This window comes from Paenibacillus sp. J31P190, from assembly GCF_059692075.1.
Map to the genome: position 1 here is coordinate 88143 of NZ_JCAUAS010000015.1, position 24627 is coordinate 112769.

Consider the following 24627-nt stretch of genomic DNA (forward strand, 5'->3'; position numbering starts at 1 on the left):
AGTGTATGATTTGATTCTGCATGTATTCACTGGTGCTAATTGATTGCATGCGGAAATTAGTTGCCTTGTATTTGGCGCCACATTGTCATCATATCAATCCAACCGCGATGTTCGGCAATCTTACCATCTACGACTCGATATTGACGGTACAGCGTGACATCAATTGAATTGCCCGTAGGTGAGTTTCCAAAAAACACCCCTTTATGCGTACCTTTCACAACCATTCTTACGATGACCTTCTCCCCTTGGGCTATGATCTCTTCCACGGTGTAGCGTTTATCAGGAAAGGCCTCTAATATTTTTCCAGCAAATTGTTTCAGACCTTCTTTTGATTGATAAGAGTGCTCTTGATAATCAGTTGACAAAAATTGTTCAGTACTATCCATCTCACTTTGATTCCAAAAAGCCTCGATAAACGCTGTTACCGTTTCAATATTTTTCTGTTCAATAGTCATCACAATAAAACATCTCCTTTGTTTTGGTTAATTGGCTTTAATTTGAGGCAAAAGTGACGCTGTATCGAACCAACCACGATGCTCGACAATCTTGCCATCTACTACTCGAAATTCACGAAACTGAGTGGCTTTAATTAAATTGCCCGTAGGTAAATTTCCTGTAAACGTACCTTTATGCGTACCTGTCATAAAGATTCTTGCAATTACCTTCTCCCCTTGGGCTATGACCTCTTCCACGGAGTAGTGTTTATCAGGAAATGCCTCCCCTATTTGGTTAGAAAAAAATTGATCTGTACGATCCAATTCATTTTGATTCGAGAAAGCCTCAATAAACGCTGTTACCGTTTCAATGTTTTTCTGTTCCATCGATTTCATAATAAAACATCTCCTTTTTTGTGCTTAATTGAAATGCTTTGAGACAACAATATTTTTCAAACTGGGCGATTATGTTAAACTAACTTGTCGTGTTAGATGGGTCTGTTTGTCGCCGGCTGACAAACAAACTTGTTTGTGCTAATATGTGACTATACTGTCACCTTTATAATACGTTACCATTTGGTAACATGTCAATCAAAAAAAAGCATGCTCGTAAGCATACTGTTAGAAGGAGGCGTTCCTAGTAGATAACGATATATTTAAGGCACTTGCTGATCCGAGCCGTCGCACACTCTTAGACCTGCTTCACGCAACTGATGGGCGAACGCTGAACGATCTTTGTACCCCTTTGCAAATGTCAAGATTCGGTGTAATGAAGCATCTTAATATTCTGGAGGAAGCTAACCTCATTACCACCAGAAAAGTTGGCAGAGAAAAGCTGCATTATCTAAATTCAGTGCCCATACGGCAAATTTACGACAGATGGGTGAGCAAATACGCCGAGCCCTGGGCTATCGAATTAACTTCTCTTAAAGACGAATTGGAGCGTGAAACGAATATGGAGAACAAACCCCGACATGTAAACCGGATTGCCATTAAAGCGACACCCGAACAGGTTTGGCAAGCCCTTACAGATCCGGCTAAGACGTCTAAGTTTTGGTACAATTGCTCGATCCGATCCAACTGGGAAATCGGCTCTTCTTTCGAACTATGGAACCCAGAGGAGAAAAAACTAGCAGAAGGGATCATTCTCGAGATGGCTCCTCCGCATAAGCTGGTTTTGAGTTGGCAGTTCCCCGCTTTTCCAGACACGGCCTCTGAGAGCCCTTCACGTATAACGTGGGAAATTGATTCACATACCGAGTTAAACGGTGTTACCCTTGTAACCGTCGTGCATGATGAGTTTGAGCAGGCCATAAACACCGCAAAGATTCTTGAAATGGGTCTACCGATTGTACTTTCGGGAATGAAGACATTGCTTGAAACTGGTACAACACTCACTAGCAATTAATAAGAGCAAATGAGAAAACGACGCTTCTGCATAGGGGCGTCTCCATACGAAAAAGCACCTGATACTTGGAATCCGATCTGCTAGCTCAAGGTATACTTGGGTGGATTCGCTTTTATATTAGCAACCAATATCTTTTCAAAACAATAGTATGGCTCATGGCGAAAAGGAAACCGAATCGTTCCGATCCGTACATAGCCAGCACGCTGATACATCCTGACAGCTGTATTATTTGCTGAAAATACGTCCAAGCGGACACTTGTGTACATTTGATCTAGGGCATATTGTTCAGCAAATCCAAGCAGGACTTTGCCTAGTCCTCTCCCCTGATATTCTGGATGAACGGCAAGCCGGTGAATACAAGCTGGTTTCCCTTGCCGATCCACCCACTCCAAGTTGTGGTATCGTGAGCTTTGCTTTTCGTCCACGACAACCGCTCCAATCACGCTTTCGTTCTGCTTCACGCCGTATAAACTTCCATTTCGGAGATCACTCTGGATGATGAATCGGTTCGGATAAAAGCGATCCCATTGCTTGACTCCTTCTTTCCTGAGACGTTGTGTGACGGATGTATATAAGTCGCGAACGGATTGTCTGTCTTTTGTTTGAATGCACGCCACTTTCATAACGATGCCTCCACTTCTTTAAATAGCCTGCTGCTTGATTTTTTCCAGACGCCGCGCTGATTTTTTGCGATAGATCATCGTCCACAAGATAGCCGCTCCGATAAATCCGTACAGGACAAAATTAGAAATGGCTAGAAATTGTGAAGTAGAGAGATGATTGACCAATATGACTCTAACGACCGACTCCATAACCAGAACGATCCCCCAAACGAATGTCATTAGCCGTAATACAAAGCGAAAATATTCATACTTCCAATTATTTGTAAATCCTTCGATCGCAAGAAACCGCAGTACCAGGTAGTACATAAGCGGACGTTTAAACAAAAGAGAACCCAGAAAAATAAGTCCCATAGAGCCGGTAATGAGCGATTCCCGGATTAGTAAAATCTTCTCGCTCCCACCCAAAGATACGAGGACAAGCGTTAAGATGAACGTAAACAGCATCAAGGCTCCAAATACATCGAGCTTCTTATGCCTAATCAGGTGGACGAGATTGTCCGCAAGAGGCACCATTGTCGCAATAGATAAAGCGAGAATGCTGCTCATGGAATGGCTTAACCATTCATAAATTCCCCAAGGTGCAAGGCCGTTGATAATCAAAGTAAACAGTACGTAATTACGAGTGGACATTTTCAAATGCGTTCTCTCCCTATTCAACCATTTTTGTATGGTTTTCGATTCCTTCTTAGAACTTCTGCTGAACAACATGACGGCAATCATGGCCGACAGGTAAACGATAAAATATGGGTGTTTCATTTCCGTACAGGTGGCTACTACTGCATAAATGGCACAAGTGAAGCACACCAGTATTAAAATAGCTGCGGTACGACCTGGTCGTCGGAACCGTCTCACTCTCCACGGGCCTTTCATTTCACAATCGAATTGAAACCGCTAGTTTGTCTCTTCACTTTTATCGCTCTCCTGCGAATCACCCATTCGGCAATCAACCAATTTGGTACCCACGCCATCCACGCCACCATCGGATAGGCCGTCTCGAATTCGAACGGAATCATGAGCAGCGGCAACCAAATTCGTAAAGTTACCCCTGCAAAGGTAAAGGCATAACTGCGAATCATCCATTGTTGATGTTCCTCAACTTGCTTGCTGCGTATCCGGTTAACGGCCGTCACAGTCGCATAGATCCATAAAGCGTCGAGTGAGAAAAACCCAGCTTGAGAGACCCAGCCTCCCGATGCGAAAATAGTCAGGTACATATTGAAAATACCGCTAAGCAAAATGCAAGCCACATAGACTTTACCTAGCCTCAGATGCAGCTGAGACCTTTCCGTTTGTGGTTTGCGCAGCAGTTGAACAAGTCCAATAGCTAACGCGATACACCCGGTTACGATATGCGCGTACAATACATAAATCCACGGTGAATAATGAAAGTCAGGTTTCGATAATTTTACCTTGACTAGTCCCGCAAACTCAGCTCCTACTATGCCATACTGTACGACAACGTAACCGAGAATGATCAAAACAACCAAAATGATCAACGTGACCTTACTTGCCGTTTTTAGAAATGAATTCATAACATTCTTCTCCTTCTTTTTCACGGCATAGTGCCGCTCTTCGTATCCCAAGTATAAAAAAGTAAGCCTCAGTTACCTAGGGTGGAAAGTACATAACTTTCGGGTATACTTCCTAAAAAGCCCACTGCTTGCGTAATAAACACTTATACGGTTGTAAAAAAAGCGCTACATACCGTCTATAGGCATGTAACGCTTTTTATAGTGCGTGCGAAAGCTTGCAATCGGGAGTTACCACATGTTTTGCACTTTATTTACCGCTTGTGTACGATTATCCACGCTCAGCTTCGAATAAATGATGGACACATAATTTTTAATCGTACTTTCCGAAAAGTGCATTTTTTGAGCAATTTCTTTGTACTTTAACCCGTCCGAAAGATACCTGACGATTTCCAACTCTTTCTCAGTTAGCCCATACATCGGAACGAATTCTTCCTCTACTTTTGGGGCGACGTGTAGGGTCGGGCGATTTACTTGACGAGTATCGACTAGCTGCTTGGCGGCTTCCATAGAGATCAACGATCCGCCGCTGTTTACGATCCGAATGGCTTCTGCCAAATGCTTAGGTTGGACGCTTTTCAGCAGAAAACCCTCTGCTCCGAGCGAGATCGCTTCCGCCGCATGGTTGGTATCCTGAACCGTGGTCAGAATGATCACTTTAACTTCCGGCCATCGCTCTTTGATGATGCTCGTTGCCTCGATTCCAGTCATCTCCGGCATATGAATGTCCATCAAAATGACATCCGGCGTCCCAATCTCGCACATTTCCACCAAAGTACGTCCGTTACCCGCCACTCCGAGAACTTGCAAATCTGGTTCCATATCAAGCAAAATGCGGAAGCTTTCTGCGATCAACTCCTGATCCTCTGCGAGGAAAAGGCGAATGTTTTTCGAATCGCCGCGGCTTTTCACCGGAATCTCGCACGTCACGCGAACACCGCTCCCCAAATCGGAAATAACTTCAACCGTACCATGTACCAATGTAATGCGTTCCTTCATCGTCTTGATCCCAAAACCTTGCTGAAGCTTATCTTTTAACGCACCTACACCGTTATCCTTCACTTCGAGGCGGATCTTGTCGGCTTCGTATCGAAGTCCGATGTGGATCCTATTGGCCTGACCATGTCGAACAGCGTTCGTAAGCGCCTCCTGCGCGCATCGCAGCAAAGCCAGATGATGCGGCTGCGACAACGGATAGACAGTTCCTTCCGTATGGTACTCGACTATGATACCCGTATTTACCGATAACTCGCTGCCCAACTGACCGATCCGGTCAACTAACGATTCATGAAGGCCGAAGTTGTCGGCATTATGAACATGATCGCGTATATCTTCCAGTCCTCTTCGCGCGATAGCAAGCAGCGTATCCAAACGTTCCGTTTGCTGCTCCATCCCTTGATGATTCCGCTCCGCCTCCCGCTTTGTTAACTCCAGTCCTGCAATCATAGAAGTTAGCGTATGGCCGATCGTATCGTGGAGTTCTTGCGAAATTCGGTTTCGTTCCTCGACGATTGTTAGCTGCTCCACTTGCTTGGAATAACTAGTTAACGCGCGGTTCTGTTCATGGATCAATAAGATCTGATTCTCATTGTCCTGCAGCAGCTTTTTCATTTGGTTATTATGATCAATGAACTGATGGAAGCGGGTGCCGATTTGGGTCACTCCCCACAGAACAATGGTCGTTTGCAGGATGATCACAATCGATCCGTTCACCGATGCTCCATCCGTATGAGGAAAGAAGAGATCCTTCCCGAAAATGAAGCCGAGCGCTGAAAAGATAGCTGTCGTCATCCCGGTATATATGATTAGCTGCCCATTCAGGTAAACAAGCGCGAGGGCTAGATTAATATACATAATTTGATAAATCAGTGAATTATCGTTGAATGCCCACAACTGGTACATTGAAAAGAGAAGCATCCCCGTTATGAAAACATACTTATAATTTTTTTCCGCAGCTGGTATGTATAATAGCGAAAGCAAAATTCCGAAAAAGAGGAGAATAATGAGCAAAAATTGCCCATTGATCGGATTGAATAAGGAATAATGCGTCGCGATGTTTAATTCCGCCATAATAAATATAGGACCGCACAGCAAAAAAAAGAGCAGCCGGTTCTTTTGCACGTCAAGCTCCAGATTTGTGAAACATGTGTCTTTCAGCCAGCGAACCATGTAAAGGGTAATGCCTCCTTAAATATGGGAATGTATAAAACAATACCATATTAATTCCACATCGAATAGTGGTTTCAGATCCTACAGCTAAGTATTTGAGGCAGGATCTATGAATTATGTTGAATTGAATTAGCGTCTAATCACTACTCGAATAAATGGCCTGATCTTGGAAACTCTAATTCAATGAAAGGAGGTTCAAACATGGTTGAGTACACAAATATTCAAGACAACTCCGAAGAAATAATGAATTGTATTGTTAACTGCGACACCAACACCGAGCAAGATCAGAAAAAGATAGATAAAAACCTTTTAAACAGCATCCCAAACGAAGAAGAATACATCGATGAACCTTAATTCACTAACCGCCAAAGATGGCGGTTTTATTCTATTTAAGGCTCTCACGTCCATACGAATGTAGCTGCCGCGCTAGCCGGAAGCGTGTAGGAGAACGACTTGTTTCCCCGCTGTACTTTGAATTTCCTTCTCTCCGCAGCTGAATTTAAACGCGTCCAGATTTCGGAAGGCAACGTCCTCGATAGGATCCGTTTGTCCCATGCCCAACGAGACAACGAAATATTTCAACACGATTTTCTAAATCTTTCGAGGATAAAAAAGCATCCGGCCTTCAACAATGGCCGGATGCTATTGCAGCTATAAAACGTTATTGTTCTTTACTTCGTGGACCAAACCTCGATCAAAGCGTTGGCATCTGCCGTGAGGATGGTCTTTACTGTTTCGGAGACATTATCCGCCATCGAAATATTGTTCAGATGCTTCATGAAATCCTGCATATGTTTGGCCGCTTTGTCATTGTCGCCTTTGCCCAATTGATGCAGCGCCTGATCCAGGCTGTTGCGCAATTGGTTAACCAACGGCCCCTTCAATTCACCAGCTTTGACATAGCGGTCAATCAAGCTGGACATTCCTTCGGGGGTAGCTGCAATGGCAAACCGGACTGATTCATCCGTCTTATTGCCTGCCTGATCGGCTATGACGATATTCAGGGTATGGAGGCCAGGCTTGCCGGCCAAATCAACGGAAATGCCGCTATCCAAACGCTTTCCGTCCAGGCTGAGCTCCTGGCTCGCTATGCCGGACAGTGCATCGTTTGCGTTCAAAAGCAGCGCAAGCGGATGATCGTCGGAGAATACAGTGTCTTGCGCAAGCGATTCCCCGTTTGCCGTCAGTACAAAAACCGGCTTCGTTTTGTCAATCTGGACGCTTAGCTCCTTCGTTTCCTCGATGTTGCCCGCAGCGTCAACTGAGCGGAACTGCAGCCGATACACGCCGTCGTTCTTGAGAGCGATTGACCCGGCATAGGTTTGCCATTCCGTGTTATCCCCCAGCTTGTATTCCGTTTTAGTTACAGCGGAGAGATCGTCATGTGCCGTAAGTACGACGGTCCCATCCGTGTTCAACCAGCCGTTCCTCAGCACCGGTTCGATCTTGGCTTCCGTCTTAGGAGCAATCACATCTTGCGGATCCACTACTAAGGCCGGTGCCGATATCATAAACTTGCGGGAATTCGGGTCTATTCCCTTTGATCGTACAGCGACTTTGGATACATCGGTTATGCCGCTTGGTAAAGTATAGCTTGTTGCGCCTGCGGGTAAGTCAACAAGTACCGCTGCGCCATTATAAACTGTGTAACCTTCGCTTAAATCATCAGTATCCCATTTCACCATTTTAGCTGACCCGTTTGCTTCAATTGTAAGATTTTGTGGAGGAGTTGGCGCATTAAACACTTGAACCTGTGTAAGACGTGGAGGTCCTGTTAGATCAGTGCCGGAATTACTGCCGGATGCGTTCTCTACCGTTACCTTGATATATCTGGAATGATAGGTCTTACCAAGGTTAATTGGATAGGAACTATCCTCCGAATCAGTACCTCCATTATTGTTGCCTGTTACATACGTATAACCTTGGGCAGACTGTCTATCTACTTGTTTAAACGTCATTGCGTCAAATTCAGCAGCCGATGTATGGTTTCCAATATCATCAGATACATAAACGGTTGCACCTTTCAATCTGGTGGATTTTGCAAATAGTCTTAATTGGCTAAAATCCATCGCCTGGCCAAGGTCAATGACGAAACTGCCTTTTCTCTCTCCGTCGGTACCCAGCCATGAATAATTCCCGATTTGATTCAGACTGGTGACGTTGGTAACATTCCATTTTGTAGGGTCTTCCAATACACCGTTTGTCAGTTTGTTTGCACTGCCGTATTCGTTAGCCATAGCAGATTGCATCTGAATCGGGTTGGCGCCTTCTGCCCTGCCTACGTTATACGCTTTTTTATGAAGGGCAAGGTTTACAGAAGACAAACCTGTTGCCACCTTGCTTAAGGTGATATCGGCAAGTTGAAGCGAAGCATCATAGGCAGAGTTGGTTCCGTTAGCGGAGCTGCGGTAAATGCCCCATTTGGGACGCAAATATTGATCAAATGCAGCTGGATACTCCGTCTCGAAGCCGCCGACTCTTTCTGGTCTTCTCCATATATCTTTCGTACCGTCGCTTGCACCTTTATTTGTATACACTTGATAAACATCCGGGCTATCATAAGTGTATACCTTACCAGTTACCCTATCCGTTATCTTAATTGTGAACCAGCCGCTATCCGAAATAAGAGCGTTAAGCTCAACCTTAATCCAGTGGCCATCGATTTCTTTCAACGGAATTCGCATCATGGTCTTATCGCCGTCATATCGGTTATGATTCACGACCAGATCCCTGCTGTTCGTTCCCGAAATCGACATCGCGAGGATATAGGCGCCGTTTTCACCGCCGTTGTTTCCGCCCGGTAAAGTATCAGGTGCTTGACGATTCACAGCCTTCAATTGGAAGATATGTCGGAAGTTTGACTGATTCCACTGATTGCCGTCAGGAATATTCCAGAGCCATTCATAGGAAACCAAGTCGCCTTCATAGGCTACAAAATCGCCGGTTGAATCTTCGCTGGGGCGAATTTCAATTCGCTGCCTGTCCGTAATCGCCGCTCCGTCAACCACATAGCCTAAATTCCGGTCAAAAACACCTTTGTGCCCATACTCGCCGTCGCGAACTTTATCCAGGAATTCATTATTCAAACCTCTGCCGTTGGCAATGACTTTGAACACATTTTTTTGCAAGGTACTGTCCCAAATGCTCTGAATATGGTCGTCGGCTGCAGTCGCCTTAGGCTGATCTCCATAAAATTCGTGGTACGCGTCTCTTATTCTTTTGGTCACGCCTTCTACCGGTTCGTCTGTCCCCATGGCGCCGCCAAAAATGTTATAAGGAGATACGCCTTCAATTGCATTCATTTTGATCGTTTTGTCATTCGAGTCATACCCACGGGCTGTTACGTCCAATGCAAATATGGATGAGTTGCCGCTGTTAAAATGAAAGGTGAATTCATTCGTGCCGAGTGGCAGTTTGGCCAGGTATGGAAGTGTGAAAGTAACCGTGCTGCCAGTTAACAAGTAATCGATATTCGGACGAAGCGTAATCTCGCCTTTGGTAATGCTCGTTAGTGTCTGTCCGCTAGCAAGGCTTATATTGGTAGATTTAGGTGCAACCTGATCCCATGTGCTGTAGGTATCCTTAGCCGGTACCAGCGCAGTTGTGTTAGATACCGAATCTTTGCCGTAAATAGCCAAGCCGGATATACCCATCATCGAGCTGGTATCATTCGCGCGCTTATCGCTGGGACCAACAAGTACCGTGTTGATCATCACATACCGGGCTGTAAACGGATATAAGAATGTTTTGGTATCATTGCCCCATTGTTGTCCGTTGTAAGTCACATAAGACCATAAGCCTTCCGTTTCCGTACCGCCGGCCAGCGTCCAGCCGTTTGCCTTCCAATTGTAATTGTTCGCGGTGTCGGAGGCCGTAGGAGCACTTGCCCAAGAATTGGGGTCATTTGTGTAATAAACCTCAAAACGGGTCGCATTGCTTTGGATATTTGCAATTGTGTTAGGAATTTCAAGATAAAGCTTATCAATCGTTTTTGGAGCGCCTAAGTCGAGGGTTAATGCTAGAAGAGATGGCGAATAGTTACTCATATAGACATTTGAGCTTGAATTCCGCCAGTAACCGCTGCCTCCCGATCGCAAAGCGTCTACTCCCGGATGATCAGCAGCTTCTGAACTTACCTTGAGATTCACGCCAGCTTGTGGTGTAAAACGAGACGGAGCCAACAGATTGACTGAACGAGTTGCTGAGTTATAAACAGCATCCGTTACTGAAGAGTTGAGTTGGTAGCTATCTGGCGTATTGGCATGAACCGTTGATGCTGGAAGAACGGACAAGTTAATAAACGAAAATGCAAGTGCAAATGAAAGAACTGTGCTTACTATCTTCTTTTGAACTTGTTGCTTAAACATCTTAAAGCCTCCTTTATTTTCGTAAAATTAACTGTTCTAAGTCAACTGACGAGCTTCGGCTCGCCTTGAGCTCGCTGAGCGCGATTTCCGCGCCTATTTGTTCGGAGGTGGCGGATTAAGCGCGTTTTCCGTGCTTAACTGGCACGGTCGTGCGAGACCGTTGCTGAGAAGTAAATGCGATCATCTCACTCGATCCAGTACTTAAAAACGATTCTGCTTACAACAGATAAAATCAGAATTAACTTCTTCTCATTATGAACCCCTTCTTTCCTCATTTTTGTGAGAATGGTAAACGCTTTCAACTACCATCATAATGAATCGCCGAGATTTCTGTATTAGTTAATTTATGATACACATGGAATTTTTTACGATTTTACACACGCTGAACGGCTCATGCACACGATAACCACAAGCGATCATCGCGCTTATGCCATATTCACCGTTTCGTACAAATCCTCTTTTCTCGAGAAAGGCATTGACCTCAACGGGGTCCAAAACCTTCGATTGAACAAGAGTCAGTTCCAATTATTGCCGCGGCGTTCATCATGTTCCCCATTTGTTTCGATGCCTAATCAATAATGATTACATGGATCCATTATTTCCAGTGTGACAGTTTATATATTTTTCGTCTAATATGTGTTAAATGTTTTTATTCAATTCAATGTTATGTATAATAAGAAGGAGAGTTTGCAGAAGGGAAAAGAATGAACATGCCCATTGAGAACCAGCAAGATAAAACACGTAATAAGTTGCTAAAAAAATTAATTACATCCGTCATGAAAGACGGCTTTCAGAACTTGAAGATGGACGACATTGCCAAATACATGGATGTAAGCAGAGCCACTATGTATAAGCACTTTTCTTCAAAAGAAGAAGTCATCGAAGGCGTTGTGCGAATTTTTGTAGATTATATAGAGAAGCAAGAAGAACGGAATTCGGCTGATGACGAGGAATCGTTCGGGGTCTGGTTTCAACAGTTGTTTGAGCAATCGGTATCGCTTGTAGGAAAGATTACAGATGTATTTTTAAAGGATCTTCAAGCAGCTTATCCGGATTTATACGATGATCTGAAAAGTACTTTGAACAAACGCGAACAGATGACCCTTAAATTTTATCAGGATGGAAAAAACAAAGGTATTTTCAATAACATCAATGAAAAGTTTATTTTGCTTCAGGACGATATTTTGCTTCGAGAAATTATAAATATTAAGTATTTGCTTTATAACCAAATGTCCATTCAACAAGTCCTTTCTGATTATTATCATTTCAAAAAAGTTCAATTATTCAAAGCAGACAAGATGTCAATCGTCGACGACTCAAGAATTCAACCCGTTATTGATCATATTGTTGAAAAATTTAATCGGACATTGTAATTGGAAAAGGGATCCGTTTTTGTCTTGAACTTTTGGACAAGTAACGTGATCCCTTTTAGCTTGTTGGCTTATTTCTGCATTTTCCAATTAAGCACACACTCTCTTAAAATAGCAACATGCTGCTCTCCGTATCCGTTTCTCCTCCCCCTGTCTTCACCCAAAACTCTTGCTGTAAGAACCATTTGAGAATTAGCCCCTCCTATCAACAGAAACTTTAGTTAAAACGGTTGTTTCGTTTGAAATGTAAGGATGGTATCTGTTAACATTTTCCATGGGTATAAACGAAAGGAGGTTATTGGAACTGAATTTCATATTGCAATAAAAATACAGTCAACATAACGGAGGAAATAACAATGCTAAAAATCGCAATCATAATTGGCAGCACGCGTCCTGGACGCAGAGGTGAAGCAGTCGCTCGATGGGTTCACGAAATCGCACAAAAACGCAGTGACGCTGAATACGAAATCGTGGATATTGCTGACTTCAATTTACCGTTATATGATGAACCAAAGCCGCCTATGTTGGCTCAATATACGAAGCCGCATACGGTGGCTTGGTCGAAAGCAATCCATTCGTATGATGGCTTTGTTTTCGTAACACCCGAGTATAATCATGCCGTCTCTGGAGCGCTCAAAAACGCCATTGATTTTCTTTTCAATGAATGGAAAGATAAGGCGGCAGGCATCGTCAGCTATGGCGGTGGCACAGGCGGAGCTCGTGCGGCAGAAAACCTGAGACTCATCTTAGGTGAGCTGCATGTGGCTGACGTACGTGCTCAGGTCACCCTTTCGCTCTTTACGGATTTTGAAAACTACAGCGTTGTGAAGCCCGCACCTCATCAGGAAGCAGCCGCCAACATGCTATTCGATCAAGTCGTCGCCTGGAGCGGTGCTTTAAAGACGTTGCGTTAACACTCCAACTAACCGAATACAAGTAAACAAGCTGGATAGGGTTCGCCGATCCAGCTTAATTGTTGTTAAATCTCTATTCCGAGCTACGATTAGGGTACACTCTTCGATCTCAGCCCATTTTAAATAAGATACTGGCTGTTGCCAGCTTCCCCTCTCCACTGCCTTTCATTACTTGGAAGTAACTATATGACCTCAAAGTGCGTACTTTTCATTCAACACTCCAAAGTGCACAATGATGTTGTAACCACCACGGAGTAGGAGAGGATATTTTATGAATACAAAAGAAGCCATACCACGCAAAACCGCTCTTGTTGTCGGAGCTAACGGTGTTATTGGTAGAAATCTTATCGACTATTTGGAGCAGCTTCACGACTGGGATATCATTGGTGTGTCACGGCGGGGCGGGATGTCCAACAACCGAGTCCGATATATAGCTGTCGATCTGCTTAATGAAAATGATATCCGTGAGAAACTTGGAAGTCTAACGGAAATCACCCATATCTTCTATGCGGCTTATCAAGACCGTCCTACCTGGGCCGAATTGGTCCCCCCAAACCTAGCTATGCTTGTTAACATCGTTAATGCGATCGAGCCAATCTCTCCATACCTCCAGCATATCAGTCTCATGCAGGGCTACAAAGTATATGGCGCGCACCTCGGTCCCTTCAAGACTCCAGCTCGTGAAACAGATGCCTATCACATGCCGCCTGAGTTTAATGTTGACCAACAGCAATTTCTTGAAAATCGGCAAAAAGGAAGCAGCTGGACCTGGTCGGCGCTTCGCCCTTCCGTCGTTTGCGGATATGCATTGGGCAATCCAATGAACCTAGCGTTGGTTATCGCAATCTATGCTTCCATGTCGAAGGAGCTCGGGTTGCCGCTCCGTTTTCCCGGTAAAGCGGGAGCCTACAACAGCCTGCTAGAGATGACAGACGCGGGATTGTTGGCCAAGGCCACCGTCTGGGCAGCGACAGATGAACGTTGCGCGAATCAGGCGTTCAACATCACGAACGGAGATCTCTTTCGGTGGAACGAGCTTTGGCCTAAGATTGCTGCGTATTTCGGTCTAGAGACAGCACCTCCGCTGCAGATGTCCTTGGATGTAGTCATGGCCGACAAGGAGCCGCTATGGAACGCCATGGTGAAGAAGCATGGGTTGGTGGATAACAGCTACAGTGACGTATCCTCCTGGCGGTTCGGTGACTTTGTGTTTTCTTGGGATTACGACTTTTTTGCTGACGGAACGAAAGCGCGTCGTTTCGGCTTTCACGAGTTTATTGATACAGAAGCAATGTTCCTTGAAATCTTCGAGGATTTACGTCAACGCAAGGTTATTCCATAACTTCACATAAGAAACCGGCCTCTGAAATTCAGAGACCGGTTTCTGTCTTATCACTGATCATGATTCATTCAAGCGTACTGTATTTTCCAAGATCTTGACCTTATCACCATACACACGTTCAACATGCCTATCTCCCCATCTGCACATGATATGAAGAAGTTCCTTCAAACTCCAGCCATACTCTGTGAGCTCATACTCGACTTTTGGCGGTACCTGGTTATATGAGATCCGGGTAACAACCCCGTCCTCCTCCAGTTCTCGCAGCTGCTGGGTTAGTACTTTTTGAGTAACCGTTGGCATCAAGCTCATCAGCTCACCGTTGCGTTTCGTACCGAATGTGAGATGGAATAAAATGACTGGCTTCCACTTGCCTCCGATCACTTCGAGCGTTACTTCCACTGCCGTATTATATGTTTTCCCCGGTTCCAGCATAGGATTTGCCTCGCCTCCCTGCCTTTACGATACCGCCTGAAGCTCGCGGGCGCAAGCCCAACGTATTTTAATATTCATTTTAAACCTTCGTAGCTCCTCTCGTTCTTACTAAATTTGAGAAACCATAAATAAATGAGTTAATATAGATAATGAAGGAGGCGAAGCATTATGACCAATATGGCAACCAACATAGAAATAGGAATAAGTACATTCTTAGAGACTACACCAGACCCTGTGACAGGAGAGGTCATCAGTCATGCCGAGCGCTTACGCAATGCGGTTGAAGAAATCGTACTAGCCGATCAGGTCGGGCTGGATGTCTATGGCATTGGAGAGCACCACCGTGCCGATTACGCAGGCACCTCGCCTGCTGTTGTGCTGGCAGCAGCGGCTGCCATGACCAAGCGAATCAGACTCACGAGCGCCGTAACGGTGCTGTCCTCAGACGACCCGGTTCGCGTGTATCAAGCTTTTTCCACACTTGACGGCATCTCTAACGGCCGAGCCGAAATTATGGCGGGCCGGGGTTCGTTCATTGAATCCTTTCCGCTTTTCGGATATAGTCTGGATCATTATGATGAATTGTTCGAAGAAAAGCTGGAACTACTGCTTGCGATCCGATCTTCCGAAAAGGTAACTTGGCGCGGCGGTCATCGTCCCGCCATCCAGAACCTCGGTGTTTATCCTCGGTCCGTTCAGACCCCACTGCCGGTGTGGATCGCAAGCGGCGGGAGTGCACAATCCGCTATTCGTGCAGGAATGCTGGGTCTCCCCATCGTATTCGCCATTATCGGCGGAATGCCCGAGAGTTTTGCTCCTTTAGTCGCACTCTACAAAGAGGCTGCCATGAAAGCTGGGCACGACCCTGACAAGCTGTCAATTGCGACGCACTCGCATGGATTTGTCGGAGAAACTACCGAGCAAGCTGCCGATTTATTTTTCCCTTCAACGCAGGCCCAAATGAACGTTATCGGGCGTGAACGGGGTTGGGGGCAGAATTACAACCGCGGAACCTTTGATGCCGCACGCAGTATGCGGGGCGCTCTTTACGTAGGGGATCCCGAATACGTCGCAGAAAAGATCATTCTATTGCGCAAAAATTTGGGAATAACTCGTTTCTTCCTGCATGTAAATGTTGGAACGATGCCGCACCGTGAGGTCATGCGTGCTATCGAACTGCTCGGCACCAAGGTAGTGCCAATTGTACGACAGGAGCTTGCCCGAACCGAGTCAAAGGAATAAGATGAGCTCAGGTGAGCCCCTCCCTCTTATTCCAACTGAGATTATGAGCCTATGTTTGAATCTTTGGACATAACATATATACAGCTCCTATTTTCTATAATCGTTGTAATTTGTCCGAGCGTTGTTTTGTTGCTGAGGGAAGGATTCGTAAAATTTTCTAGACCCTAGGGAGGTTATGGTTATGATCGTATCCGAAGAAATTTATAAGTCCTACGGCATGGATAAGGTTTCCTTTATTTCGTTCATGAGAGAAAGAAGTCAGAATACCGCTATCAATGCGCTAGGCATTGAATTTGTAGAGCTATCTCCTGATCGTGTAGTGATGACGATGTCAGTCGGACCAGCAACTCACCAACCAGCAGGGATTTTACACGGAGGGGCTTCTGTCCTATTGGCTGAGACCGCAGCTTCTATCGCTTCAGAAATTAATATCAATAAAGAAATACATGCCGCTGTAGGACTAGAAATTAACGCCAATCACCTCAAGAGTAAAAGAGATGGGATCGTAACAGCTGTTGCAACTCCTTTGCACAAGGGCAGGAAAACAATGGTTTGGGAAATTAAAATTTCCGATGAAACTAATCAACTCATATGTATTTCCCGTTGTACGGTCGCGATCATTGACAAAAAATGATTTGCTTAATAATAATGAAGAGGCTGTCTCCCTTTGGGGACAGCCTCTTGTTTTGTCATAAAGCCTCTCTCTCAGAAATCTTCGACTACGCTCACTATATGCCATGCTCAGGACGCCCCTCTAACCAATCTTCAAGCGTTGCAACTCGCTCCGTATGTTTGTTACTTCTAGCCAAGAAGCCTGCTCCGTGCGCTATCATTGGATCTTGGTCTGTCGGTTGATAACGCAAATCCACGCTCCATCTTACTTCATCCGATTGGTTCGGAGTTGACATATGGAGACATCGATCATTGAATAGAATTGCGCTGCCAGCGGAAACGGGCAATACAACCGTCTTTGTGTTCCCTAATTGACTTTCCTTCAATGCCGTGTATCCAGTTCCAGTATCAGATTCTTGGTGCCATTTCAAAAGTGGTTTGCGGTGCGTCTTCGGTTTAATATGCAAACAGCCGTTCACTTCGCTCGCATCGACTAAGGGTATCCACACTGTAATGACAGGATTTGAATTAGCGTCCGGCCAGTATGATTTATCTTGATGCCAAGGCACTGCTCCAGCGGCAACCCTCGGAATCTTCGGCCTAACATTATAAACGGGATTCGAGAATAGCTCACCACCAATCAAAGATTCAACGGCATTAAGAATTTTAACGTTGCTCATTAAATGAAAATAACCAGGGATCCGGTCACGCCAACTTCGTCCATATTTCAAAAATTCCTCAGCGGTTAAATGTTCAAAAAGTTCAGCAAGCCGATATTTAAACGGACGGTCAACCAATTTATCTTCAATAAGTCCGTCACGAAACAATTCATCGGCAATCATTGAAACCTTATACATCATCGCTTCTTGCGCAGGCGCTAATTCCTCATCTGATAATAAACGATCAAGTACGATGTAACCTTCCTCATTATAAAATTCAATTTGTTGTTTCGTTAAATATCCGCTGTTATTTTCTTGCTCCATCTTTATCACCTTCCATTATTAAGTCTCAACGGATGAAGTACCTTCAACCCTACTATAGGTTTGAAGGTTCTTCATTAATCCGTACGATTAGACGCAATTCCTTATTTTTTATACACTTTGTCGTAGGCATCCTGATAGATTTTGATAAATTGATCCATGCCGGAATCTTTAAGGCCTTTCACGTAAGCGTCCCAATCTTTGTCGATGCTTTTGGCCCCCATAATGAACTGCAGCATGGACTGTTTGACGTAATCCGTAATAATCGGCTTCAACTGTTTAACTTGATTAGCCTGATCGTTCGTCAAGAAAATATCCGTCGGGAACTCTTCCTTCGGTTGATGTCCTTCGTACAATTCCTTAGTGGCCTTGTACAGCCGGGTTTCCAATCCATCCATCGTATAGATTTCCTGGCTGGCTGCATACGAAGTTTCGCGATATTCGGCCGAACGAAGGTTCGGTCCCATTTGATTCCAATGATCGTTCTGCACCTGACCTACCCCGTAAGACGTTTCCTTGACCTTGAACTTGGCTGCAGTTCCGCGTGTGTTTTTATCATTCGCTTCCGCCTTCACCCAGTTACGGCCTTCTTCCCCAGAGTTGGACGTTGTCGTCCCCTCTTCGGAGTACAGATAATCGGCTAGACGAATGGCCGCTTCCGGATTTTTATTTTTATTCGTTATTGCAAAAACCGAGTTCCCGATGCCGATGTAATGTGCTGTGAATGAGGCCCCGTCCGGTCCTGTAAGTGGTGCGATCGGATCATAGTCTTTATGACGTGTTGCTGTTGGCGATGCATCCGTGAATTCGCCGAACCACCCTGCCGGAATAGCGCCGGCAATCGCCGTATCCGGGCTATTCCCTTTTTGGGTAAGCGCATCCGATTTCTGCGTAAATGCTTCCTTATCAATCAAGCCTTCCGCATACAGTTTGTTCAAAAATTGCAAACCTTTTTTGAAGCCTGGTTGGTCGACCGATGTTGCCAGCTTGCCGCCGTTCATCATGAAATAATTGTTATCCGCATTGTAATAGACGAACGCGTTCATCACGAATGTCTCAACATCCGTATGCCAACCTGTCGGTGAACCCGTGAACGCGATTTCGTCTGCCTTGCCATTGCCATTTGGATCCTTCTCCTTAAACGCTTTGAGCATGTTATAGAAATCGTCCGTCGTCTTCGGCGCGCTAAGACCGAGCTTTTGAAGCCATTTCGTGTTCACCCACATTTTGGCCGAGAATTGGCAGTGATAGCATTCGTTTACGGAAGGGATCGCATAAATATTTCCATCTGGCGCAGTGATCGCCTTCTCCAAATACGAAATGTCTTTAAACGCTTTCTTAATGTTCGGTGCGTATTGATCGATTAACTTGTTTAACGGGATCAAGACACCTTGTTGACCATACAACAGTTGCTCCTCTTTCGTTAGATTCCCTTGCATGAAAATATCGGGATAGTCACCGCTGGCGAGCAGCAGCTGCTTCTTCTCATTCAATGCCGCTGTTTCTCCTGGCACAAGCTGCCAGTTCAAATGAATATTCGTCTTTTCTTCCAAATACTTGGTAAACCAATTCGTGTTCAAATCTGCAATATTAGCCGATTGCGGCGCGAAAGCACTCATCGTAATTTTATTTTTGGCGATAGGAAAGCCTGTTGTATTAACGTTCGCTCCACCGCTTGCGCTTCCGCCCCCATTAGGGCTAGCGCTACCCTTTGGTTCATCGCTATTCGACGTACAACCGACTACAAGCGAAGTAATGAATAAAATCAGGACCACCGATAACCATGTTTTTCTGGTTCCTCTACTTACCATATTCAAAACCCTCCTTGTTTTTCATAGCCAATCAATCCTCGGGAGCAAACCTGATCTGTTCGTGCCTCGCATCCCTCCTTTCAATATGTAACTAGATTTAACCTTTCAGAGAACCAATCAATAACCCCTTCACGAAATGTCTTTGCACAAAAGGGTACAGAATAAGTACGGGAGCGCTTGCGACGACGATCAGCGAATATTTTAGCAGCTCCTTCAAGCCTTGCCTTTCCGCAAGTTCTCTGACATCTTTAATCATCGTAGGATCGATCGAATTCAGAATTAGAATGTTCCTTAGAATGAGCTGCAGCGGATACAGATTAGCCGATTTCAAGAAAATTAAGGCTTCAAAATAGGAATTCCAATACCCGATTGCGTACATAAGCACTAGAACGGCAATGATGGGCTTGGAAAGCGGAATCACAATTCGAAATAAAAACTTGAAGTCGCTGCATCCATCCAAATGTGCGGCCTCTGTGAGTTCCGCAGGAATCGACGTCTGGAAAAATGTCCTTGCCAGAATGACTTGCCATACCGAAATTGCGCCTGGAATAATCATCGCCCATCTCGTATCGAGTAAGCCCATCCCTTTCACAGTCAAATAATAAGGAATTAATCCCCCGCTGAACAGCATCGTAAAAACGAATAGTGCGGTAATGACGTTGCGTCCATAAAAGTTTTTGCGAGAAAGCGGATAAGCAGCCGTTATCGTCAATGAAACGCTAAGCAATGTCCCGAAGAAGAGATAGAATAATGAGTTGCCGTACCCCGTCAAGATTTGCGGATTTTGAAATACGGCTTGGTAGCCACGAAGTGTAGGTTCAACCGGGAACAGCCAAACCTTACCTGAGATGACGGCTGATGAAGAGCTGAATGATGAACTAACAATGTAGATGAGCGGATAAGCTACGATAATCAAACATATGATCAAAAACAAATAGACAAAAAACAAATAAATTCTGTCCACACTGTTTTCAAGAATGCGGGTAGGTGCTTTTCGCACATTTAACGTCAAAGTCTGCTCGGGATTTTCCATATTTTCTACCTCCTACCACAAACTGGTCTCAGAATTTTTTCTTGCCACATAGTTGACCACAATGAGCAGCAGCAAATTAACGATTGAATTAAACAGTCCGACTGCTGCGGAGAAACTAAAATTCGCTCCTACTAAGCCCATTTTGTAAACATAGGTGGAAATAACCTCAGAAGCCCCAACATTAATCGCATTTTGCATCAGATACACCTTCTCGAATCCAACGTTCATGATTTGCCCTGCATTCAGAATGAGCAAGATGACGGCTGTCGGCATTAAGCTTGGCAAATCAATATGAATCATCCGTTGAAAACGGGACGCACCATCTACCTTGGCCGCTTCATACAAATGCGGATCCACCCCTGCTAGAGCGGCAATATAAATTACCGAGGCATATCCCGTAAACTGCCAAACGTCGGAGAGTACATATACCGTTTTGAAATACTCCGGCTTTGACATAATATTTTCCGCTGGAAACCCGAACTTATCCGCCAAGAGATTGACGAAGCCAAGCTGCGGGGAAAGAAACAGCATAATAATCGAAACCATGATGACGGTTGAAATGAAGTACGGCGCGAACGTGACCAGCTGTACGGCCCGCTTAAAAATTCCATTTCTCAATTCGTTTAAGGCAAGAGCGAGTATAATCGGCGCCGGAAACCCGATTAGAAGCGAGTAAAGGCTAAGCAGTGACGTGTTCTTGATAACCCTCCAAAAAATAGGCAAATGGAAAAAGTCTACAAAGTGCTTAAAACCAATCCAATCGCTTCCCCATATCCCTTTGGTAACCATATAATTTTTAAAAGCAATTTGTACGCCAGCCATAGGTACGTATTTAAAAATAATCAAATATACGAGTGACGGCAAGATAATCAGATAGAGTTGCCAGTTTTTCTTTACCATTCTAAGTGCTATACTCATGATACTCCCCCTCACTGCATTTACGTTAAAGTTAAAATTAAGCGCTTACAGGATCAATGATAAAGGAGCTTGAATTAAATTTATAGGGATCATTCTTAAGCAGTAGTGTCCGTTCATAAGGTGGTGTGATGAATCATAACAAAGCCAATGATTAACTTTCAAAATTTGTCGATTGTGAAAAAAATGGCGATAGGCTATATTGTCATCATCTTTATTCCGATTATTTCATTCGGCCTATTTCTGTATAACCAGAACTACAATAGTTTTCTCGAAGAGTATGCACAAGGCAGACAGAAAATTGTTAATCAGGTGCTTAACAACTTAAATGTAAGCACGGTGCAGATCGAATCCGCTTATCAATTGTTTCAAAATAATTCGAATACCATTGCTTATTTAAGTGGGAACTACCGGACCGATTTCGATCAGGTCTCTAATTTTTTAACCTATATCAGACCCCTATTCTCTTATATTTTGTCATCCAATCGACTGATCGACGGAATGACCATCTATATGGAGCAGCAGAACGGAATGGTCTTTCGGCCCGAAATGGCCAGGATGGACGAGTCCAAACTAGACGAGAGCATCAAGAAACTCCCACTTGGTATTGGGAAATGGATTACGATAAATAATGGGTCGAATCCAGACATCAACCTACATTTTGTTCATAAAATCGGAAACCGGAATTTTGAACAGGATATCGGTCTCCTCGATATTAAAGTAACTTCCAAATTAATTAAACCTTTGTTAGAATCGCTAAATTTGAACAACAGAAGCAATTTATATGTGCTTGATCAGGATCACCAAGTCATTTCTCTTGTGAAAAAAATCCCCTTATCTCAGGACTCAGAACAAGCCTTATTTGCCGATGTCTTCCAATCGAACGCAAAATACTCGTATCAACAAGTTAACGGTAATAAAATGCTAATTGAATCGTTTTATGCCGAAGGCCTTAAACTTCAGTTTGTCATGATTGAGCAAGTTGATGATGTCTTTATTGGTATCAAAAAAAACAAATACGTACTCGTATTAACCGTATCCATCCTTTTATTACTACTTTCCGGCATCTACTACCTGATTGCTAGTTCGATAACGAAGCGCATCTTGAAGCTTTCCAAACATATGCGTCGAGTTGACGAAAACCATTTCCCACTCTATCACGGGGAAATTAATAAGGATGAGGTCGGACATCTGACCTCCGCCTATAATGCGATGATCAGGCGCATGGATGAGTTGGTGAATACCGTACACCGCTCGGAAATGCTGCGAAAAGAGTCTGCCTATCTCATGATGCAGGCGCAAATCAAGCCTCACTTTCTGTACAATACGCTCGAATCGATCCGCATGATCGCAGAAGCGAACGATGACCCAGAAGCAGCTGAAATGTCCTATACACTTGGCAAACTATTTCGCTACAGCCTATCGGGAACGAAAAGAGAGACTTCGGTGAGAGAAGAAGTAGAAAATGTAAAAGACTATATCAAAATCCAGCAAATTCGGCTGGCTGACCGGCTGCAAGTATCTTTCGATATAGATGCTGATATCGATAACTTTAATTGCCCTCACTATATGCTGCAGCCGATTATTGAAAATAGCATTGTTCACGGGATCGCGAATGTAAGAAAACAAGGCTTGCTTTCGATCCGCATCTGGGAGGATTCTGCATTTATGTTTATTGCTGTTGAGGATTCTGGTGCAGGCATTGAAGAAGAAAGGCTTGTTCTCCTCCAAGGTGTGTTAACCGGTAAAATGGATGTCCAGCATTTGCAAACGGATGGCGGGGGCCTCGGTATTTTTAATGTAAACGAACGCGTTAAAATGTTTTTTGGTGAAGGTTCGGGCATTCAATTGGAGAGTAAGCTTAACGTGGGGACAACATGTATACTCAAGTTAGCAAAGGGGGCAACACAATGAAGCTGATGGTTGTCGATGATGAGCCTATCATTTTAAACGGGATTATCCGCATGATCCAGAAAGCGAATACATCGTTTATCGAGATCGTCGGCGCTGCCGACGGCGTTGATGCACTGCAAAAGCTAGCCTATTTTCAGCCCGACTTGATCCTAACGGATATTCATATGCCGGAAATGGACGGACTCGCTCTTATCAAAGAAATACAAGCTCAGAACCTTTGCAGCCGTTTCGTTATTTTAACCGGTTATGGTGATTTCGCCTATGCTAGACAAGCTCTGCGCTATCAAGTTATCGATTATTTGTTGAAGCCGATTAATAAGGAAGAACTACTCACTGTACTCACGAAAGTTGGGCTTATGATTAGGGAGGAACAGAAGCAAACCATTGAGCATGACCTATTGCTTTTCAAAGAACATATCCTTTACAATACGCCATTGGAGGACATGCCTCTCAAGCCTGAGCAGCTGCACACCCTTCTTCCCGATCCGTATACGACGATCATCGTCTTCCAGGCATACGAGAGTGTTCCTCTCTTGACCGCCGAACGTCTGGAAGGTATTTGTGCCCTTCTGTCGCACGTTTGCAAGAAAACTTACACCGTCCAGTCCCGTTTCTTACGGCAAACTGTCCTCATTGCGAACGGTGTGGAAGTACCGACAGACGAAGAATTACGGCATGCATGTAGCGAGCTGTTCGATACGAAGAGAATACAGGGCAGCGGATATTGCATCGGAGTCAGTGTGAGCAAGAACGATAACGATAATTTGCGTGATCTATATATTGAAGCAATGGCTGCAATGTTATTCAATCGGTACTTTTCCAATAGCAGTTTGACGATATATAAACCAGAGTCAGAGAACATACATAGTGACTATGATAATCTTGTTCAATATATTGAACATTCGCTAGCCCAACAGATTTCTATCGAACAGATCGAGAAGGACATACAGTCCATACTTCCTCATTTCTCAGGCAATGCGGATTGTAATAATAAGCTGCGTGAGCAGTTTCTTATCTGTGTCGGTGTCTACTTGCAAAGTGTTGGCCTAGCGCCTGAAGCCATTTGGGGTGAGCATGCCGCAACCAAGCTATTTTCGCAAAGCAACGCCACGCTTGAAAATATCAGTGTATCGGAGATCATCGCACAGCTAATTCGATATGCACGCAGCACCGATCGTCAGCAGCCGCACACCCAGGCAATCGATAAAATCGTCGCTTTCGTGGAACTCAATTACAAGCTGGATTTATCGCTCGATGCCGTCGCGGATCATGTGCAAATGCATCCTAATTACATCAGCATGCTGTTTCGTAAAGAGATGGGACTAACTTTTCTCCACTACTTGCATACGTTTCGGCTTGCCAAAGCCAAGCAAATCATGCAAGAGAATCCGGAATGGCCGATCAACACCATTGCGGAGCTTGTAGGTTACGAAAATCCGCGGCATTTTTTCAAAGTGTTTAAAAAATTCGAAAACATCACCCCCGGGCAATTCCGGCTTGGAATTTCTTTGTGATGAATTTCCGAAGGCTTC

The 24627-nt window shown here is 44.5% G+C and carries 22 protein-coding genes; 9 read left to right on the plus strand and 13 right to left on the minus strand.

What is annotated here, in order from left to right; all coding sequences use genetic code 11:
* Positions 1-56: 56 nt before the first annotated feature.
* Together AC58U0_RS23725 and AC58U0_RS23730 are read right to left on the minus strand one after the other, a co-directional pair.
* Entirely contained in the window at positions 57-455 is a 399-nt protein-coding gene (locus tag AC58U0_RS23725) for an ester cyclase (protein ID WP_497381507.1), read from the minus strand.
* A gap of 27 nt (positions 456-482) precedes the next feature.
* Positions 483-830 carry an ester cyclase gene (locus AC58U0_RS23730; protein ID WP_497381416.1) on the minus strand — a complete coding sequence of 116 codons (348 nt, stop codon included), beginning with the start codon at positions 828-830 and terminating at the stop codon, positions 483-485.
* Between the two features lie 256 nt (positions 831-1086).
* On the opposite strand from AC58U0_RS23730, the gene AC58U0_RS23735 reads away from it, so the two are divergent.
* The gene (locus AC58U0_RS23735; protein WP_497381508.1) at positions 1087-1842 is read left to right on the plus strand and encodes an ArsR/SmtB family transcription factor; all 756 of its coding nucleotides are present in this window, start codon (positions 1087-1089) and stop codon (positions 1840-1842) included.
* 80 nt (positions 1843-1922) lie between these two features.
* On the opposite strand, the gene AC58U0_RS23740 is transcribed toward AC58U0_RS23735, so the two are convergent.
* From AC58U0_RS23740 to AC58U0_RS23755, 4 genes are all read right to left on the minus strand, one after another.
* The gene (locus tag AC58U0_RS23740; RefSeq protein WP_497381417.1) at positions 1923-2465 is read right to left on the minus strand and encodes a GNAT family N-acetyltransferase; all 543 of its coding nucleotides are present in this window, start codon (positions 2463-2465) and stop codon (positions 1923-1925) included.
* A gap of 18 nt (positions 2466-2483) precedes the next feature.
* Positions 2484-3095, minus strand: a complete 612-nt coding sequence (locus AC58U0_RS23745) for a VC0807 family protein (RefSeq protein WP_497381509.1) — start codon at positions 3093-3095, stop codon at positions 2484-2486.
* Positions 3096-3331: 236 nt separating this feature from the next.
* A complete protein-coding gene (locus AC58U0_RS23750; protein WP_497381418.1) occupies positions 3332-3997 on the minus strand; it encodes a DUF2306 domain-containing protein in 666 nt (221 codons plus the stop codon).
* A gap of 228 nt (positions 3998-4225) precedes the next feature.
* Positions 4226-6163 (minus strand): DUF4077 domain-containing protein, encoded by a 1938-nt coding sequence (locus tag AC58U0_RS23755; RefSeq protein ID WP_497381419.1) that lies wholly within the window; start codon positions 6161-6163, stop codon positions 4226-4228.
* A 201-nt stretch (positions 6164-6364) separates the two neighbouring features.
* Here AC58U0_RS23755 and AC58U0_RS23760 point away from each other — a divergent pair, with 201 nt between their 5' ends.
* Entirely contained in the window at positions 6365-6517 is a 153-nt protein-coding gene (locus AC58U0_RS23760) for a hypothetical protein (RefSeq protein ID WP_154669613.1), read from the plus strand.
* Between the two features lie 72 nt (positions 6518-6589).
* Here AC58U0_RS23760 and AC58U0_RS23765 read toward each other — a convergent pair whose 3' ends face one another.
* Positions 6590-6748 carry a hypothetical protein gene (locus AC58U0_RS23765; RefSeq protein ID WP_497381420.1) on the minus strand — a complete coding sequence of 53 codons (159 nt, stop codon included), beginning with the start codon at positions 6746-6748 and terminating at the stop codon, positions 6590-6592.
* An 86-nt stretch (positions 6749-6834) separates the two neighbouring features.
* Positions 6835-10530, minus strand: a complete 3696-nt coding sequence (locus AC58U0_RS23770) for an FIMAH domain-containing protein (protein ID WP_497381421.1) — start codon at positions 10528-10530, stop codon at positions 6835-6837.
* Positions 10531-11234: 704 nt separating this feature from the next.
* Here AC58U0_RS23770 and AC58U0_RS23775 point away from each other — a divergent pair.
* From AC58U0_RS23775 to AC58U0_RS23785, 3 genes are all read left to right on the plus strand, one after another.
* Entirely contained in the window at positions 11235-11903 is a 669-nt protein-coding gene (locus tag AC58U0_RS23775) for a TetR/AcrR family transcriptional regulator (protein ID WP_497381422.1), read from the plus strand.
* A 353-nt stretch (positions 11904-12256) separates the two neighbouring features.
* Positions 12257-12814 (plus strand): NADPH-dependent FMN reductase, encoded by a 558-nt coding sequence (locus AC58U0_RS23780; RefSeq protein ID WP_057301369.1) that lies wholly within the window; start codon positions 12257-12259, stop codon positions 12812-12814.
* Between the two features lie 271 nt (positions 12815-13085).
* Complete coding sequence (locus AC58U0_RS23785; protein WP_497381423.1) at positions 13086-14156, plus strand: SDR family oxidoreductase; 1071 nt, start codon at positions 13086-13088, stop codon at positions 14154-14156.
* Positions 14157-14213: 57 nt separating this feature from the next.
* Here the strand turns inward: AC58U0_RS23785 and AC58U0_RS23790 are convergent, their stop codons facing one another.
* Positions 14214-14588 (minus strand): winged helix-turn-helix transcriptional regulator, encoded by a 375-nt coding sequence (locus AC58U0_RS23790; RefSeq protein WP_497381424.1) that lies wholly within the window; start codon positions 14586-14588, stop codon positions 14214-14216.
* A gap of 168 nt (positions 14589-14756) precedes the next feature.
* Here AC58U0_RS23790 and AC58U0_RS23795 point away from each other — a divergent pair, with 168 nt between their 5' ends.
* Both AC58U0_RS23795 and AC58U0_RS23800 read left to right on the plus strand, forming a co-directional pair.
* Complete coding sequence (locus tag AC58U0_RS23795) at positions 14757-15830, plus strand: LLM class flavin-dependent oxidoreductase (RefSeq protein WP_497381425.1); 1074 nt, start codon at positions 14757-14759, stop codon at positions 15828-15830.
* Positions 15831-16074: 244 nt separating this feature from the next.
* On the plus strand, positions 16075-16464 hold the full coding sequence (locus AC58U0_RS23800; RefSeq protein ID WP_497381510.1) for a PaaI family thioesterase: 390 nt from the start codon (positions 16075-16077) through the stop codon (positions 16462-16464).
* A 94-nt stretch (positions 16465-16558) separates the two neighbouring features.
* Here AC58U0_RS23800 and AC58U0_RS23805 read toward each other — a convergent pair whose 3' ends face one another.
* From AC58U0_RS23805 to AC58U0_RS23820, 4 genes are all read right to left on the minus strand, one after another.
* Positions 16559-17425, minus strand: coding sequence for a phytanoyl-CoA dioxygenase family protein (locus AC58U0_RS23805; RefSeq protein ID WP_497381426.1), 867 nt, complete (start codon positions 17423-17425; stop codon positions 16559-16561).
* 101 nt (positions 17426-17526) lie between these two features.
* Positions 17527-19233: an ABC transporter substrate-binding protein gene (locus tag AC58U0_RS23810; RefSeq protein WP_497381427.1), complete on the minus strand. Its 1707-nt coding sequence runs from the start codon at positions 19231-19233 to the stop codon at positions 17527-17529.
* A gap of 97 nt (positions 19234-19330) precedes the next feature.
* Entirely contained in the window at positions 19331-20266 is a 936-nt protein-coding gene (locus tag AC58U0_RS23815; RefSeq protein WP_497381428.1) for a carbohydrate ABC transporter permease, read from the minus strand.
* Positions 20267-20278: 12 nt separating this feature from the next.
* Positions 20279-21184, minus strand: coding sequence for an ABC transporter permease (locus AC58U0_RS23820; RefSeq protein WP_497381429.1), 906 nt, complete (start codon positions 21182-21184; stop codon positions 20279-20281).
* Between the two features lie 147 nt (positions 21185-21331).
* On the opposite strand from AC58U0_RS23820, the gene AC58U0_RS23825 reads away from it, so the two are divergent.
* Positions 21332-23095, plus strand: coding sequence for a sensor histidine kinase (locus AC58U0_RS23825; protein WP_497381430.1), 1764 nt, complete (start codon positions 21332-21334; stop codon positions 23093-23095).
* The gene (locus tag AC58U0_RS23830) at positions 23092-24609 is read left to right on the plus strand and encodes a response regulator transcription factor (RefSeq protein ID WP_497381431.1); all 1518 of its coding nucleotides are present in this window, start codon (positions 23092-23094) and stop codon (positions 24607-24609) included. Before AC58U0_RS23825 ends, AC58U0_RS23830 begins: the two co-directional genes overlap by 4 nt.
* Positions 24610-24627: the final 18 nt, after the last annotated feature.

Bases quoted from the DNA above. Each gene is read 5' to 3' on its own strand.
- AC58U0_RS23725 (WP_497381507.1), bottom strand. From the start codon at position 455: ATGACTATTGAACAGAAAAATATTGAAACGGTAACAGCGTTTATCGAG.
- AC58U0_RS23730 (WP_497381416.1), bottom strand. From the start codon at position 830: ATGAAATCGATGGAACAGAAAAACATTGAAACGGTAACAGCGTTTATT.
- AC58U0_RS23740 (WP_497381417.1), bottom strand. From the start codon at position 2,465: ATGAAAGTGGCGTGCATTCAAACAAAAGACAGACAATCCGTTCGCGAC.
- AC58U0_RS23745 (WP_497381509.1), bottom strand. From the start codon at position 3,095: ATGTCCACTCGTAATTACGTACTGTTTACTTTGATTATCAACGGCCTT.
- AC58U0_RS23750 (WP_497381418.1), bottom strand. From the start codon at position 3,997: ATGAATTCATTTCTAAAAACGGCAAGTAAGGTCACGTTGATCATTTTG.
- AC58U0_RS23755 (WP_497381419.1), bottom strand. From the start codon at position 6,163: ATGGTTCGCTGGCTGAAAGACACATGTTTCACAAATCTGGAGCTTGAC.
- AC58U0_RS23760 (WP_154669613.1), top strand. From the start codon at position 6,365: ATGGTTGAGTACACAAATATTCAAGACAACTCCGAAGAAATAATGAAT.
- AC58U0_RS23770 (WP_497381421.1), bottom strand. From the start codon at position 10,530: ATGTTTAAGCAACAAGTTCAAAAGAAGATAGTAAGCACAGTTCTTTCA.
- AC58U0_RS23775 (WP_497381422.1), top strand. From the start codon at position 11,235: ATGAACATGCCCATTGAGAACCAGCAAGATAAAACACGTAATAAGTTG.
- AC58U0_RS23780 (WP_057301369.1), top strand. From the start codon at position 12,257: ATGCTAAAAATCGCAATCATAATTGGCAGCACGCGTCCTGGACGCAGA.
- AC58U0_RS23785 (WP_497381423.1), top strand. From the start codon at position 13,086: ATGAATACAAAAGAAGCCATACCACGCAAAACCGCTCTTGTTGTCGGA.
- AC58U0_RS23790 (WP_497381424.1), bottom strand. From the start codon at position 14,588: ATGCTGGAACCGGGGAAAACATATAATACGGCAGTGGAAGTAACGCTC.
- AC58U0_RS23795 (WP_497381425.1), top strand. From the start codon at position 14,757: ATGACCAATATGGCAACCAACATAGAAATAGGAATAAGTACATTCTTA.
- AC58U0_RS23800 (WP_497381510.1), top strand. From the start codon at position 16,075: ATGAGAGAAAGAAGTCAGAATACCGCTATCAATGCGCTAGGCATTGAA.
- AC58U0_RS23805 (WP_497381426.1), bottom strand. From the start codon at position 17,425: ATGGAGCAAGAAAATAACAGCGGATATTTAACGAAACAACAAATTGAA.
- AC58U0_RS23810 (WP_497381427.1), bottom strand. From the start codon at position 19,233: ATGGTAAGTAGAGGAACCAGAAAAACATGGTTATCGGTGGTCCTGATT.
- AC58U0_RS23815 (WP_497381428.1), bottom strand. From the start codon at position 20,266: ATGGAAAATCCCGAGCAGACTTTGACGTTAAATGTGCGAAAAGCACCT.
- AC58U0_RS23820 (WP_497381429.1), bottom strand. From the start codon at position 21,184: ATGAGTATAGCACTTAGAATGGTAAAGAAAAACTGGCAACTCTATCTG.
- AC58U0_RS23825 (WP_497381430.1), top strand. From the start codon at position 21,332: ATGATTAACTTTCAAAATTTGTCGATTGTGAAAAAAATGGCGATAGGC.
- AC58U0_RS23830 (WP_497381431.1), top strand. From the start codon at position 23,092: ATGAAGCTGATGGTTGTCGATGATGAGCCTATCATTTTAAACGGGATT.